This window comes from Bacillus cereus group sp. BfR-BA-01347, from assembly GCF_022663835.1.
GTDB lineage: Bacteria > Bacillota > Bacilli > Bacillales > Bacillaceae_G > Bacillus_A > Bacillus_A thuringiensis_K.
The window spans coordinates 70,748-86,002 of the sequence record NZ_JAKUGG010000024.1 but is presented as its reverse complement, the minus strand read 5'-3'; the positions used below and the strand labels follow the sequence as shown (position 1 = coordinate 86,002).

Here is a 15,255-nt window from a genome sequence, read left to right as displayed (position 1 = left end):
TGCTAGTAGTTCAGAATATGTGAATCAATCATTCTATGGGTATAAGGAGCCATCTTTTAATTCAGCTAAAACAAATGGTGGGTCAGAGTATGGTGCTCAAAATGTAGGAGTAGTGGAAAAAAGAGATAATGGCTGGTGGAAGATTGAAACATGGGAAGGTCCAGTTTGGATTAACTTAAATGGGGAAGAACGTGTCATGGGAGATTTCTATGCATATGATGAACCTTCTCTCTCATCAAAGGTTGCGAATGCTGGAGCGAAGTACGGACGACAAACATTTAGAATAGTAGATGGAACAACAGATGGTTGGCTTAAATTTAAGACGTGGGAAGGCGATAAGTGGATGAATCCTGCGGCTGAACAAATTACCGTCAACAAAACGATTTATGCATATAATGAGCCTTCATTTAATGCAAAGAAAGCAAATTATGGAGCACCATTTAACCCACAAAATTGGGGAGTAGTAGAAAAAAAAGAAAATGGCTGGATGAAAGTAAGTACTTATGAAGGTTATAAGTGGATCAATCCAGATGGAGAAGAAAGATTCATAAACAAATCATTCTATGCGTATAACGAAGCTTCATTTAATGCAGCAAAAGCAAATGCTGGAGCATTATATAATCCGCAGAATTTTAGAGTTGTGGATGGGACACCTAATGGATGGTTAAAGGTTAAAACATGGGAAGGCGAGAAATGGCTGAATCCAGATGGAGAAGAAAGATTTATAAATAAATCATTCTATGCATATAATGAACCTTCATTTAGTTCAGCAAAAGCAAACGCTGGAGCATTATATAGTCCGCAGAATTTTAGAATAATAGATGGGACAACTAGTGGATGGTTAAAGATTAAAACATGGGAAGGCGACAAGTGGATTAATTTAAATGCGGAAGATACAGGCTTAGAATTCTACGTGGAAGCTACTGCATATAGCGTAGAAGGTAGTCCACCACATGAAAGAATTACGGCAGCTGGAATAGACATAGGAAAAAATCCTAACATCAAGTTAATTGCAGTTGATCCTAAAGTTATTAAACTAGGAACGAAAGTTTGGGTTGAAGGATATGGTGAAGCAATTGCTGGAGATACAGGTGGAGCTATTAAAGGGAATAGAATTGACGTTCTGTTTCCTACAGAAAAGCAAGCACTTGAATGGGGACGTAAAAAAGTGAAGATTAAAATAATGAAATAGGATATATCTATTCTTAGCTTTGAAAATTATATATTAGAGAAAATAAAAGGGAGGATATTTTTATGTTTAAGAAAAGTATAGGAATTTTATTGTTTTTAATTCTATCTATTTCTACATTTAGTATAGTAACTCACGCTGCTAGTAGTTCAGAATATGTGAATCAATCATTCTATGGGTATAAGGAGCCATCTTTTAATTCAGCTAAAACAAATGGTGGGTCAGAGTATGGTGCTCAAAATGTAGGAGTCGTGGAAAAAAGAGATAATGGCTGGTGGAAGATTGAAACATGGGAAGGTCCAGTTTGGATTAACTTAAATGGGGAAGAACGTGTCATGGGAGATTTCTATGCATATGATGAACCTTCTCTCTCATCAAAGGTTGCGAATGCTGGAGCGAAGTACGGACGACAAACATTTAGAATAGTAGATGGAACAACAGATGGTTGGCTTAAATTTAAGACGTGGGAAGGCGACAAGTGGATGAATCCTGCGGCTGAACAAATTACCGTCAACAAAACGATTTATGCATATAATGAGCCTTCATTTAATGCAAAGAAAGCAAATTATGGAGCACCATTTAACCCACAAAATTGGGGAGTGGTAGAAAAAAAAGAAAATGGCTGGATGAAAGTAAGTACTTATGAAGGTTATAAGTGGATCAATCCAGATGGAGAAGAAAGATTCATAAACAAATCATTCTATGCGTATAACGAAGCTTCATTTAATGCAGCAAAAGCAAATGCTGGAGCATTATATAATCCGCAGAATTTTAGAGTTGTGGATGGGACACCTAATGGATGGTTAAAGGTTAAAACATGGGAAGGCGAGAAATGGCTGAATCCAGATGGAGAAGAAAGATTTATAAATAAATCATTCTATGCATATAATGAACCTTCATTTAGTTCAGGAAAAGCAAACGCTGGAGCATTATATAGTCCGCAGAATTTTAGAATAATAGATGGGACAACTAGTGGATGGTTGAAGATTAAAACATGGGAAGGCAACAAGTGGATAAATCTTAACCAAACAGATTCTGGTAATTCTGGAGTGGTTGATCTTGCTTTAAAACAATTAGGAAAACCATATGTATTTGGAAATAGTGGACCTAATTCATTTGATTGTAGCGGTTTTATTTATTATGTATTTAAAAATAATGGATACAATATTGGAAGAACAAGCGTAGCTGGATATTGGGGAATGGTTACAAAAATAAGTGATCCTCAACCAGGAGATTTAGTATTCTTACAGAATACATATAAAGCGGGTCCTTCTCATTTAGGAATATATTTAGGGAATGGTGAATATATTCATGCTGCTGACGAAACAACAGGTGTAATTAAAAGTAAGATAAATAGTTCATACACTCAAAAGCACTTCTTGGGGTATGCTAGATTTTCAAAATAATTAAATTGGATTCAATAAAAAGACAGTTATCTATGGATAGCTGTCTTTTTATTATTTGTGTTGACTTGACTACTTATATATATTCACAAGCGAAACAACATAATATTAATACGGAAAAATATATTAATATGAATTTTTGCATATTTTAAAATTCAATATATCCCTCAAAAACTTTTAATTGTATAATATATTTTGTCATATTTTTAGATTTTTCGACATAAACCAACAAAAATAGAGAACGTATTGGGAGAAGACATTATGTATACAAAATTATTAAAATCAATTACATCATTATCACTTATTGGTGGTGCGTTGTTATATACAAATGGCAGTGATGTGAAAGCTGCTGAAGTGGGTGTTTTTTCTGATGTGCCGACATCACATTGGTCATATCCTGCAATTAAAGATTTAGCGAGTAAGAATATTATTTCCGGTTATGGAAATGGGATATTTGGTTTTGGAGATGTTGCGACAAGGGAGCAAGTTGCGGCTTTAATTTATCGAGTGTTAGTACCGAATAAACAAGGCGGTTCGTTTAGTAATGATGGAACTCGTTTCGTATTAAAGGATGGGTCTACGTTTAAAAATCCTTACGGTGATATTAATCAAAGTTCTACAATGTTCCCAGAAGAGGTATTAACTTTAACAAATTTAGGAGTTTTTAAAGGTGATGAAAATGGCCAATTTAGACCGAAAGCTTCTGTGAGTCGTGCGGAAATGGCACAAATTCTTACAAATGCTTTCCATCTTGCGGCAAAACAAAAACATACCTTTAAAGATGTTCCAAATCCGTTTTGGGCAGAAAACGCAATTAGTGCAGTGCAGTCAAATGGAATCGCAGATGGCACAGGAGACGGAAATTTTGAACCGTATGGTACAGTAACACGTGAACAGTATGCGCAATTTTTATATAAAACTTTAAAATATAAAAATGCTAATGTGAAAGATACAGGAGATGCGGCATTATTAACAGGGTTTAAAGAGGAAGTACAAAAGCGTATTAATATGTATGAAACGAATATTACACTTGCATATAAAACGAAAAATAATAATACAGAAGAAGTGATGAATACACTCTTTAACGCATATAAAGAAGTTGCAAGTAAAAATGAGTATACAAATAATAATAGATCGAATGTTTCATATGGACTTTCTGGATCACCTGGAAATTATACGTTTACGCTTAAGATTACATATCGTGAAACGAAAGAACAGACGGAATATGTCATGAAACAAGCGAAAGCAATCGTTTCTTCTATTACTCAAGTTGGAATGGATGATCACGAAAAAGTGAAGGCGATTCATGATTATGTAGTAAAACATGTTTCTTATGATACGTCTTATAAAGCTTATACAGCATATGAAGCACTTGTAAATCGTTCTGCAGTTTGCCAAGGTTACGCACTATTAACCTATCAATTATTAAAAGAAGCAGGAATTGAAAATCATTTCGTGACAGGAACTGGGGACGGACAACCCCATGCTTGGAATTTAGTGAAAATCGAAAACAAATGGTATCATCTTGATACAACATTCGATGATCCGGTTCCAGATGAGCAGGGCCGCGTAACGTATTCGTATTTCAATTTATCAGATGAACAAATCGCAAAAAATCATGAGTGGAACCGCGGAGACTACCCGCAAGCTACAACAAATTATTATAGTACACTGACAAATAAAATTGCGGCAGATAGTACGAAAACGCCTGCATATCAGCAAATATTAAAAGATACAAAGTTAAATTATTTAGGAAATGAATATATCGCAAATAACTATACTGAATTAAAAAATAAAATGCAGCAGCGCTATAGTACAAAGCCAGAAAAGATAGAAGTACTTTATAAGCAATCAATGAACGGTGCACTGCAAGATGTGAAAAAGGCAATTGGGGAAATCGGTTATCCGCAAGGGGCAAATCGAGTTTCTTATAAAGCGGAGCCTTACAATGCGAAAGAAGGATATTCTTTAGTGACGATTACGTTTACGTATTAAGAATGAAAAAAAGCATCTGTTTTAGATGCTTTTTTTATTGTATTAATTCGACAGAATGTGCCAAGTGAAAGGGATTTGGTCTGTTATGATAATTTTTGAAATTTTACATTTTGGAGGATTAATCATGAATAAAAATAAGATTTTCGCTGCGTTAATAGGAATTGTAGCCTTATTTGTAATTATTAATGTAGTTGTTACGAAAGAGAAAACGACATCAACCAGTGAAAAAATGTACTCTGAGAAAGAATATAATAAATTAGTAGATGAACATTTTGAAGAAACGCAAAAGTTGAAAGGTGATATGAGTGTGTTAGAAACTGAAAAAAAATCTCTTGATGAGCAAGTGAAGAAGTTAAAAGATGAGTTAGCGAAAAAAGAGCAACAAGTAGCGCAGCAGCCGGAAAAGAAAGAAGAGCCAAAACCGGAACAACCTACTGGAGCATTCGAAAATCCAATGAAAAGCATAAACAAAACAGAGGCAATGAATAAAGTAAAAGAAAAGGCGAAGAAAGACTTCCAAGATGATTATATGACACAAAACTTTGTTGCGGAGGAACAATCAAAAGTATTTGATTTCTTAAACAGTATTGAAATTAAATCACAAGAAGAATTAAATGTAATGAAGAATGCATTGAAAGATTTTTCTAACGACTTTATGACAGCGAAGTTAAATGATCTAATAGAAAATTAGAATTAGTAGAACTGGTAAATAAACTTTGCTTTAGTCATACGAAAGTCCTCCATTTAAGTCAGGAAATTGATAAGTTAATTAATAAATATATGATTATAAAAAAAGGAACCCTATAATAGTAGGGTTCAAAGGGAACAGATACGTAAAATATATAAAGAGAATAATTCAATGTGTAATTAATATAGAATTGAATACTGAGATATTTGAAAATAAAGCCAGTCAGAAACATACTGAAGGTTTATCGACCGATAATAGGTTGAGGGAACCAAAGGATATAGCTGACATTATACCTTTTCTTTTTTTACCAGACAGTTGTTGAATAAATGGTGAATGAATTGATGCAATTAACGAATTTTGTTTATTATAACAAAGGAAAAAATAACTTATTATGAGCTGTATTTTTAAAAAGATAGTTTTTATTGAAAGTCTATCGTTTAGGTAACTTACTTATAAAATTTGAATCTTATGTCTATTGTATCTACGTCATTCTTGTTAATTGTATGGATTATTAAATCATTTTGATATACATACTTATTTTATAGTAAACTAAAAGTGGTAAGGGTACTGAATGATCTGTTATTCTAAAAACACAGTACTTCAAGGTTTTGAAGCACTGATTTCCTTTGATTAAATATATTTAAATACTCATATTATGTTTTTTAGAAGAAGAAATAGGTTGTTCCATCTTTTGATGAACTATATGGAACAATAGAGAAGCTAGAATTCCAATCGCTAAAAATATTAACCAGTAGACCGATATGTGATTAAATTTATTTAACCAAGCTCCAAGATAGTTACCAATAGTGCCTCCAAAGGCCCAAAAGGCTTGGAAAATACCGAAAAATAAGCCTGCAGGTTTATTGTTACTAAACTGGGCAACAGTCATTTCAGCACCTGGAAGGGCAAGTGTTTCTCCAAGAGTATAAAGAAATATACAAAATAACATCCAATAAATTGATGAAATTAGTGGAATAGCACCAATTGAGAGTCCCATAATCAAAACGCCTAGTTTTACCATAATCAAGGGATGCTTACTAATAAATATTTTTCTTAATAAGAACATTAATAATAATCCGGAAACACCATTTAAAATAAAAATAGAACTTACTAATTGTTTATTGTCAGTTAAATTGTATGCTTTGACTGGAAAAGAAATATTTAATTGAACAAACATAATCCAAAATAAAGGCATAATACACATAAATAGTAAAAATAACTTATTTGAAGCTGTATCCTTTAAGCTTGCCAATATTTTTTTAGTATCTTTAAACGTCTTAGGATACTTATTACGATATACAAAAAGAACAAATGCTAAAAGTAGCATAGCGATACTTGCAATCGTAAATGGATATACTGGATCAAATTGAACTAATAAGGCCCCAACTAAAGGCCCCACAATTACGCCTGCATTAAGCATTTGGTTAAAATAAGTAAATATTTTCTTTCGTAGCGCCTCTTTTTGAGTAGTAAAGAAAGCAGTAATAGATGGATCAAATAATGCTCCTCCAAAACCAATAAAAAATGAGGCGATACTTACTGACCAAAAATCACTAGCAAAAACAAATAATCCAAATCCTACCGCTCTTATTACAACTCCTAGAAGAATATTTATTGTATGGCTTACTCGGTCACCTATAAAACCAGTGAATATTGGCAACCCTCTTTGTGAAATAAGAATTGTAGTTAAAATGGTCCCCACTTCCCAAGAAGAGAAGTGGAGATCATTAGTTAAATGTATTGCTAAAAAAGGCATTATCATAAAACTTCCTGTATTCATAAATAAAACAGCTGTAAGCAAAATCTTGATGGGAACAGGAATTTTTTCGCTAACCATTGACTTTGATTGCCTCTCTTTTTTCTTCTAATTTTTTTGAGAATTTTTCTTTTTTTACTACAGCTCTTTCATGAAAACCACTTAATATTTTATTACTTTCATCGAATGCCTCAACTTCAAAAAGCAATTTATTTTTATCAACTTTAATTAATTTTGAATGAATTGTTACTTTCTCATTATAAAGAGATGGGGCCAAATGCTTCATTTCATAATGACCTAGCCCTAAAGACATATAATTTTCTTCAATTTGGTTTTTAATAGCATCCATACAAGATACTTCTGCTAACCAGAGTAAAATGGGGGTTGCTAATACTTCTACGTCATTTTCCCAGTTGTTTGCTAAGTCCTTTTCTTGAACTACATATTCATATTTTCCTAAAGAATCAACTTGAAAGTTCATAATCTAATTCCTCCTATTTAGAGAGTTAATTTTTTTGTGTATTAGATTTACCACCATCTTTGTCTCAATCCACATGGAACTGGAACACGTATAAAATAGTAGGTTAAATATGGAATTTTTAAATGTATTTAATTTCAATGTCGCTCAGATTTATTTCTATTATTTTTTCTCTACCTTTAATATGTGCTGCTCTAAACTTAATAATGAATCTGTCAATATATTAAATAATTCCTCTAATTCATTTTCTGTGATAGTAAATGGGGGAGCTATTAAGAAAGCATCACCCTCTGAATAGTTAATCATATTTTTAACAGGATATATTAATAGTCCTTTTTCTAAAGCAATATCTACAATAATATCTGCAATATTAAGATTCCGTGGGAAAGGACTTCGTTTTTCTTTATTGGAGACTAATTCTACCCCCCAAAGTAAACCTATGCCTCTTACATCGCCAATAAATTCAAATCTATTCTTTAATTCATTTAGGTTTTTTCTTATAATTGCTTCGTTTTTACGAACATTTGTTATAAGATCGTTAGACTCAATATAGTTTAATACCCCTAATGAAATGGCAGCAGAACCTGGGTTTCCACTGTATGTGTGCCCATATACTGCTATTCCAGAACCAGCATGTATTGCATCATAAATTTTTTGATTAAACAAAACACCTGAAATTGGGGTATAGCCTGCACTCATCCCTTTACCAAGAGCAATAATATCTGGCTCAACATTCCAGTTGTTGATTCCAAACCACTCTCCAGTTCGACCTAAACCCGTCATCACTTCGTCACATATTAGCAGAATATCGTACTTATCACATATTTTTTTAACTATCTTAAAGTAGCTCTCAGATGGTGTAATCGCTCCACCTGATGCTCCTACAACAGGTTCCATGATAATCCCAGCAATATTCTCGCTTCCCATTTCTTTAATTACAGACTCTATAGCGGTTGCACATTCTAAATTACAAGTTTCAGGATCCTTAGAGAAAGGGCATCTATAACAGTATGGTGTTGGAATAGCTGGTTTATAAGTTAGAATATCTTCAAATTTTATTCTACGATCACTCCCCGACATCGAAAGGGCACCTAAAGTTACTCCATGATAACTAATCTTTCTTGATAATATTATGTTTTTTTTTGCTTTTCCAAGTTCTTGCCAATATTGAATAGCTAAACGTAATGCCGTTTCAGTTGCTTCTGATCCACTATTAGAAAAAAAGATATGATTGAGATTGGGGGAGAGTTGCGTAATTTTATTACCTAGCTCTTCTAAAGGCGAATTAGTAAATTGTGTTCTATATGTAAACGCAATTTTTGAGAGCTGATTGTATGCAATTTCTGCAATTTCTTTTACACCATGACCAATATTAGCCACTATCGCTCCAGAGCAGCCATCTAAATATTTCTTATTCTCTTGATCATATATGTAAACTCCTTTTCCATACTTTACAATAGGATATGATTTGGAAATATTCGGTTTTAAGACGGATGATTTTGAAAGGCTGAATGTACTCATTGAAATACGCTCCTCTATAGATATTAAATAATAAATTCACTTAAAAATGCCCTGAAAGATTTTTCTAAATCATAAGCTTTTTCTCTTGTCTCACCTATAATCATATATTCGATAGATTTGCTTTGATTTTCATCATTTAAAAGAACGACACCCTCTTTATTCTTTGAAGCTAATAAGCTATTTACTTCAAGTTCTTTCAACAATTCACCAAATGTTTTGTTACCTATACTAACTTTATTTTGAGTCAAAATTGTGTAATTATCTCCATAATTATCTCCGTATAAATGATGAGCAACGACATGTACATGGGTAGAGCCGCCTGTACGTCCATTAATCTCGGAAATCATGATTTTTCCATCACTAGTTAAAATACCGTCAATATTTATCAATCCAATATACCCTCTTTGCATAACAACTTCAGTAAGTTTTGTACAATTAGAAATAAATTCACCTATAGCGTATGGTCTTAATGATACGGTTGGTATTTCAAATCCATTCCATACTGGCTCCATTCTCATATCTCCAAAATTCAACAAATAAGGTCTAAGGACACCTTCTTTAACTTCTAGTTCAGCATAGAACACTGAAAATGTTTCGTAATAAGCTTCAACTACTAATTTAGTATTTAATTCACCTATCAATTGCATCCAAATGCCTGAATATATTTCTTCTAATTCGGATTCTTGATTAATACATAATGTTTTGTATGCACCAGGTGATTCAGTTCTCTTATCATATGTAATGACAATGTTGCCTTGACCACTTGCATTCGTGTCTTGTTTTACAATTATTGACCCTGTTATATCAATAAGTTCTCTCATAGCCTGATTCAATTCTTTTGATGTATAACAATTTATTCCCTCTGGCACAGGAATATTATATGCTCCCGCAATTCTACGATATTCAATCTTACTATTTAAAACTTCTGATCCACCTTGTCGAAAATAATCCAAAGTATGAGATTTAATTTTAACTGGTAAGTTTTTTACTAATTGAGCCACAGACCTGTCAAAAAAATAAGGTATAACTTCCCAATCAGCTCCTCCCATTAGACCTAAGAGTTTTTCTTTTAATTTAGGGCTATTTAAAGTCTCATAAGTTAATAAATCTTTTTTATGTACACTTTCAGGTACTATTACATGTATGTCATCCAGTTGTAATCCTTTAATGGATAGTATATAAGTTAAAAAATCATTAGAGATTTCTCTAGGTATTAGTAAAATATCACCCTTTTCAAGTAACCAAGCTAAGCGATAAGAAAATGATGACCACATTGATCCAGCCTTTTCAGTTAATTTATCAGGCTCACCAACTAAAGATTCGGCCCCTACGTTACCAATAATAAGTTTTGGTGATTTATTCAAATTAGTAGGTATTTTTTGTGTATTTGAAGTGAAACTGATTTCCATTGTAGAACCTCCTTAATATTGTTTAATAAAATTAAATTGTTATCAATGCAAACAATACACCGAAACAAAACAGGTTTGATTTTTTTAATAAAAAGTAAATTTATAGTAAATGATAATATGTAGGACTGTTTATATAGAGTAATCTTGATAGACAGCTTTTTATGTTCGCATTTTTCACTAAAACGTTCTTTTTATTACACTGAACATAATTACCTACTACAACGGTAATAATCACCACCTTTCAAGCACTTGGGAATATAGAAAGACATTTATTAACCATCTATTTATTTTAGCGGTTAACAACTATCTTTTATTATGTTATCAACAGTTGTATAATAAAGTCAATCCTAAAAATTATGAGGTGAGTGGTATTGATTAATAATCAAATAGCTCCAGGAAGATTAGAGATCATTCGTGATTTCTTAAATACTTGGGAAATTCCCAATGATACTCGTAAACCAACTGATCGTTTGAATACCAAAAAAGATGTAGAGGATTTTATTTTTAAGTATTTTGGAGATATACATTTTTCTAGAGATTTAGAGATACTGCATCAATTTCGTAAGGATTTACGAATATCAATAGAGTTAAATACAACTAATAGTTTAAATAAATGGTTAACTCAGTACCCTATAGAAATATCTATTGTTAATCCTGAAAATATTCAATATAATCCTAAAAATAAACAAGACTTTTTTAGTGAGATATTGATAATTATCATCGAAAGTATTGCAAAAAATCAGTGGAAACGGCTTAAAGCCTGTCCAGACTGTCGTTGGGTTTTTTATGATAATTCTCGCAATGCAAGTAAACGTTGGTGTGGAATGTATGCATCTGAACCTAAAGGTAGATCATGTGGCACCATTGCAAAAGTTCAGCGGCACCGTAAAAAAAATAAAATTCAATTATGAGTATTTAATTTGTAAGAATGTCCATTGATAGATATATGGGCATTCTTTTTTATCTTTATCTTGTTAGTCAATAAACTTTATTTAATTCGAAATATATATATTCGTAAATATACATTTTTCATTATATGGAAATCACTTCGTTTTTAATATTGAGAAAAATTTATGAGATATGTACACAATTTTTTAATTTGAGAACTTTATTTTTAAAAATTTCTTAATAATACCTCTATGCTAATACTAAAATTAAAGTAGTTTTTTAGATACAGAACATGATATATGATAGGATTCTAATATTTTTCTTTATATTCAGAAAATTTTTGAAAAACGATAGTATCCTAAAAAAACTTGTTTAAATAAATTTACATTTGTGGTAAAAATTTTAATATAGCAAACCCAAAAGGCTAAATTGAAAACTAGATAGTGATTGGGATGTCGTTAACCTAATTAACTAGGCTATCAATATCTTTTTTTAACTATAATAGTGGATAGTTAGTTTTTTAAAAGTTATTTTGAAATAATTATATGATGTATTTGAAATCATACATTGTATTATTTTAGAGAAAAACATTAAATTCTTACTAATAATCTCGGTACATAATGGGACTACAGATGATTCACTTATCCTGTATTTCATTGAATTATTTATCCAGGTACACATGTATAAGAGGAAAATTTTGTGGAATTTAATAGTTAAAGTAATTAATGTGTGGTTTCACTAAAATTAAAAGCATTGGAGGGAAAAAATGTTACAGGAGATGGTTTATTCAATTGGGGAACGTATAGAAGAGTATGTACGGATAAGGGGTAACAAATATGCCATTATAGAATTTGAAAAAAACAATGAATATATTGTTGTTATTGAGTCCGATACAGTTATAAATTACTATATAGAAATTTATAACTGTATGAATATGAACATTCCCATCATTTCGTTCCAAACTGGACTTTACAAGACTTTTTACGATAGTGGAATTGTCCACCGTTCAGAAGCTAGTCCGCAACTACAGTCACTTGCTGCAGTAGTAGATTTACATTTAGGTACTGAACATTATTATGATTAACATAATGTTTTATTTAGCATAAAAAAAGAATTATAGTATGATACGGAATTAATATTCTGTATTTTAAAATAATAAATTATAAATAGAGAAGAGGAATTTTAATGGAATTTAATTGGAATAGTGTTCAGCAAGCAATGAAGACAAAATATACCCAGTTTAGCACAACATTAAATGAAAACGCAGCAGAATGTTATCAGAACAGATCGTTTGATTTTGAAACATGGAATCAAATTACTAAAGAAGGAATCTGGAAAATTCCCGTACCAGAAGAGTATGGAGGATTAGGAATGTCTTGGTGGGAATTTTCGGCAGCCCTTGAAGGGTTAGCGTCACGCTCTACAGATTTAGGGTTTTTATTATCTATAATTGCTCATATTGGTTGCTTACGAGTTCTTCTTTTACATGGAACAGAAGAACAAAAACATTATTATTTAAATGAGTTGATGAACGGTAAGATTGGTGCAACTGCTATTACAGAATCAACAGGTGGATCCGATGTAGCACGAATCCGTACAGCTGGTGAATATGATGCAAACCAAATTATTCTTAATGGTAAAAAATCGCATATAACAAATGCACCAATCGCGGATATTGTTGTTCTAGTTGGAAGAATTCCAGAATTGGGGAAACAAGATATTACTTTATTTATCCTAGAAAAAGACCTGGAAGGGTTAAGTTTTGGTGAAAAAGAAGATATGTTCGGAAATCGGACAAGTCCAACAGGTGATATTTATTTAAATAACGTGAGTATCACGAATAAATCTATATTAGGTCACCCAGGGGATGGCTTACAAACTTTATATAATATGATTTCTTTGGATCGACTTTTATATGGACTGGTTGCTGCTGCATTTATGGAAGGATTGATGTTTAAAAGTTTGGAATATTCTAACGACAGGGTAGCGTTTAAAACTCCAATTGCAAATCATCAATATATACAACAGAAGCTAACAGATATAAAAATGAACATAGAAACTACAAAATTAATTACTTATTCTGCTTTAGAAAAATTAATAAAAAATGATGACGAGGCGTCTTTAATGTGTTCAATGGCTAAATATATTGGAACTGAGTCTCTTTTCCAGACAGCACAACATGTAATGCAAATACATGGTCATAGTGGGTATATGGTAGGTCAAATATCTAAACTATTCCAAGATTCTGCAGGAACTAGAATAGCAGGGGGAACTAGTGATATTCAAAGAGTTAATATGTTTAATCAAATGCAAAAAATATATCAAAATCGGGAGGCAGTTGTATGGAATTAATTGCGGGTTTAAAAAGTAAGTTTACCCATGAGATATCAGAAAATGAACTTGCTACCAATTGGAGGAATGATGTACCGGTATTAGCGACGCCAGTGTTATTATGGCTGACTGAATTAAGCTGCATGAAAACAATTGAACAAAGCGAATTAAGCACAAACCAAATGACAGTAGGATATGCGCATGAGATGAAACATTTAGCTGCTACTCCAATGGGGCATACTATAAATATTGAAAGTGAGCTTGTAGAAGTAAGTGGAAAAAAGCTAATTTTTAAAGTTGTAGGTTATGATTTTCACGATAAGGTAGTAGAGGGATATCATACTCGTTTTATTATTGATAAGGAAAAATTCCTAAAGAATTTAGCACAGAAAGAATTGGTCAAATGAGGGAACATAAAGAAAAACTTCCTCTCCATATAAAAATTTTGATTGTATCAGCATTCCTAATGAATGCTGGTACTTTCATGGTGAGTCCTTTTTTAGTAGTTTATCTATCAATTAATCTTAAATTCACGCCAATAGAAGTTGGTACTATTATTTCAGCGAATCTGATTTGTGGTAGAGCACTTCCTATTGTAACAGGTCTATTAGGGGATAGAATTAGTCATCGACTCACCTTGTTTATTGGCATAGCGATTAGAGCATTTGGGTTTATTGGCTATGGACTATTTACAGATTTTTGGGGGCTTGTATTTGCATCTGCATTAACTGGGATAGGAGGGGCTTTTTATGATCCTTCTGTTACATCAATTTTTGCTACACAAGATTCAAAAAATAGAAAAAGAATTTTTACCTATTTAAATCAAGCATTAAATGCAGGTGCTGTTTTAGGTCCGTTATTTGCTGCCCTATTACTCGGAATAGATGCTACTACACCATTTATAATTAGTGGTTTAGTATTAGTTTGTATTTTTGTTACATTATTTATGTTTAATAAACATTTCATAACACAGACTACAACTACTAATGTATTAAAAAGTATAAAAGAAATTATAGGTAATAAAGCATATTTAAAATATATTTCTGCAATGATGTTATTTTGGGCGATGTTTGCACAATTAACAATATCGATCCCGATACATGTGTTTAATATTACCCAAAGTGAAAAGTATATTAGTTTTATATTTATTGCAAATGGAATAACGGGTCTAATATTCATGTTTTTCTTACGAAAATATTTTGAAAAACATGAAGCACTAAACTTAATAAAAATAGGGATGTTAATTTGTGCTGCTAGTTTTATATTAATCCCACTAACTCAATCCTTAGTGTGGCTAGTATTAATTATAGTTGTATTTACATTGGGAGAAACATTAATCTTACCAAGTTCAGATATGGCAGTTGCAGACTATAGTCAAGGAAACAATACTGGAGGGTATTTTGGATTGTTTGAAATTTCTTTTGCAGGAGGAACCCTAATCGGAAATTATATTGGAATGTGGCTTATGGAAATGAATTCTATTTATCCATGGATTATTTATTGTGGCATTACATGTTTTACTTGTTGGTTAATTAGTAGGCTAAATACGAAACAAAATGTCATTTCCTTAAACATGGAAAAAGAAACGGGGGTTTAA

14 protein-coding genes are annotated in these 15,255 nt (G+C 32.0%); 10 read left to right on the top strand and 4 right to left on the bottom strand.

Going from position 1 to position 15,255, the window contains the following annotated elements; genetic code table 11:
• The 5 genes from MR143_RS26490 to MR143_RS26470 all read left to right on the top strand — a co-directional run.
• Window positions 1–1,192 (top strand): 3D domain-containing protein (locus MR143_RS26490; RefSeq protein ID WP_242281082.1); only part of this gene is annotated, 1,192 nt, incomplete at its 5' end.
• Window positions 1,193–1,254: 62 nt separating this feature from the next.
• On the top strand, window positions 1,255–2,595 hold the full coding sequence (locus MR143_RS26485) for a C40 family peptidase (protein ID WP_199717874.1): 1,341 nt from the start codon (window positions 1,255–1,257) through the stop codon (window positions 2,593–2,595).
• 258 nt (window positions 2,596–2,853) lie between these two features.
• Window positions 2,854–4,587 (top strand): S-layer homology domain-containing protein, encoded by a 1,734-nt coding sequence (locus MR143_RS26480; protein WP_242281081.1) that lies wholly within the window; start codon window positions 2,854–2,856, stop codon window positions 4,585–4,587.
• A 124-nt stretch (window positions 4,588–4,711) separates the two neighbouring features.
• Window positions 4,712–5,278: a hypothetical protein gene (locus MR143_RS26475; protein ID WP_001038911.1), complete on the top strand. Its 567-nt coding sequence runs from the start codon at window positions 4,712–4,714 to the stop codon at window positions 5,276–5,278.
• Between the two features lie 11 nt (window positions 5,279–5,289).
• Window positions 5,290–5,394: an aspartyl-phosphate phosphatase Spo0E family protein gene (locus MR143_RS26470; RefSeq protein ID WP_074594354.1), complete on the top strand. Its 105-nt coding sequence runs from the start codon at window positions 5,290–5,292 to the stop codon at window positions 5,392–5,394.
• Window positions 5,395–5,915: 521 nt separating this feature from the next.
• On the opposite strand, the gene MR143_RS26465 is transcribed toward MR143_RS26470, so the two are convergent.
• From MR143_RS26465 to MR143_RS26450, 4 genes are all read right to left on the bottom strand, one after another.
• The gene (locus MR143_RS26465) at window positions 5,916–7,112 is read right to left on the bottom strand and encodes an MDR family MFS transporter (protein ID WP_000253212.1); all 1,197 of its coding nucleotides are present in this window, start codon (window positions 7,110–7,112) and stop codon (window positions 5,916–5,918) included.
• Window positions 7,105–7,512 carry a thioesterase family protein gene (locus tag MR143_RS26460; RefSeq protein ID WP_242281080.1) on the bottom strand — a complete coding sequence of 136 codons (408 nt, stop codon included), beginning with the start codon at window positions 7,510–7,512 and terminating at the stop codon, window positions 7,105–7,107. The genes MR143_RS26465 and MR143_RS26460 overlap by 8 nt, the downstream gene beginning before the upstream one ends.
• Window positions 7,513–7,671: 159 nt before the next feature.
• The gene (locus tag MR143_RS26455; protein WP_000102998.1) at window positions 7,672–9,030 is read right to left on the bottom strand and encodes an aspartate aminotransferase family protein; all 1,359 of its coding nucleotides are present in this window, start codon (window positions 9,028–9,030) and stop codon (window positions 7,672–7,674) included.
• Window positions 9,031–9,053: 23 nt separating this feature from the next.
• A complete protein-coding gene (locus MR143_RS26450) occupies window positions 9,054–10,439 on the bottom strand; it encodes a preATP grasp domain-containing protein (protein ID WP_000406132.1) in 1,386 nt (461 codons plus the stop codon).
• 371 nt (window positions 10,440–10,810) lie between these two features.
• Between MR143_RS26450 and MR143_RS26445 the strand changes: the two genes are divergently transcribed.
• From MR143_RS26445 to MR143_RS26425, 5 genes are all read left to right on the top strand, one after another.
• The gene (locus tag MR143_RS26445) at window positions 10,811–11,350 is read left to right on the top strand and encodes a CGNR zinc finger domain-containing protein (RefSeq protein ID WP_000609507.1); all 540 of its coding nucleotides are present in this window, start codon (window positions 10,811–10,813) and stop codon (window positions 11,348–11,350) included.
• Window positions 11,351–12,093: 743 nt separating this feature from the next.
• Window positions 12,094–12,411, top strand: coding sequence for a hypothetical protein (locus MR143_RS26440; RefSeq protein ID WP_000938787.1), 318 nt, complete (start codon window positions 12,094–12,096; stop codon window positions 12,409–12,411).
• 101 nt (window positions 12,412–12,512) lie between these two features.
• Window positions 12,513–13,679, top strand: coding sequence for an acyl-CoA dehydrogenase family protein (locus tag MR143_RS26435; protein WP_000395615.1), 1,167 nt, complete (start codon window positions 12,513–12,515; stop codon window positions 13,677–13,679).
• Window positions 13,670–14,065: a thioesterase family protein gene (locus MR143_RS26430; RefSeq protein WP_000419007.1), complete on the top strand. Its 396-nt coding sequence runs from the start codon at window positions 13,670–13,672 to the stop codon at window positions 14,063–14,065. Before MR143_RS26435 ends, MR143_RS26430 begins: the two co-directional genes overlap by 10 nt.
• Entirely contained in the window at window positions 14,062–15,255 is a 1,194-nt protein-coding gene (locus tag MR143_RS26425) for an MDR family MFS transporter (RefSeq protein WP_001206702.1), read from the top strand. The genes MR143_RS26430 and MR143_RS26425 overlap by 4 nt, the downstream gene beginning before the upstream one ends.

Bases quoted from the DNA above. Each gene is read 5' to 3' on its own strand.
- MR143_RS26485 (WP_199717874.1), top strand. From the start codon at position 1,255: ATGTTTAAGAAAAGTATAGGAATTTTATTGTTTTTAATTCTATCTATT.
- MR143_RS26480 (WP_242281081.1), top strand. From the start codon at position 2,854: ATGTATACAAAATTATTAAAATCAATTACATCATTATCACTTATTGGT.
- MR143_RS26475 (WP_001038911.1), top strand. From the start codon at position 4,712: ATGAATAAAAATAAGATTTTCGCTGCGTTAATAGGAATTGTAGCCTTA.
- MR143_RS26465 (WP_000253212.1), bottom strand. From the start codon at position 7,112: ATGGTTAGCGAAAAAATTCCTGTTCCCATCAAGATTTTGCTTACAGCT.
- MR143_RS26460 (WP_242281080.1), bottom strand. From the start codon at position 7,512: ATGAACTTTCAAGTTGATTCTTTAGGAAAATATGAATATGTAGTTCAA.
- MR143_RS26455 (WP_000102998.1), bottom strand. From the start codon at position 9,030: ATGAGTACATTCAGCCTTTCAAAATCATCCGTCTTAAAACCGAATATT.
- MR143_RS26450 (WP_000406132.1), bottom strand. From the start codon at position 10,439: ATGGAAATCAGTTTCACTTCAAATACACAAAAAATACCTACTAATTTG.
- MR143_RS26440 (WP_000938787.1), top strand. From the start codon at position 12,094: ATGTTACAGGAGATGGTTTATTCAATTGGGGAACGTATAGAAGAGTAT.
- MR143_RS26435 (WP_000395615.1), top strand. From the start codon at position 12,513: ATGGAATTTAATTGGAATAGTGTTCAGCAAGCAATGAAGACAAAATAT.
- MR143_RS26430 (WP_000419007.1), top strand. From the start codon at position 13,670: ATGGAATTAATTGCGGGTTTAAAAAGTAAGTTTACCCATGAGATATCA.
- MR143_RS26425 (WP_001206702.1), top strand. From the start codon at position 14,062: ATGAGGGAACATAAAGAAAAACTTCCTCTCCATATAAAAATTTTGATT.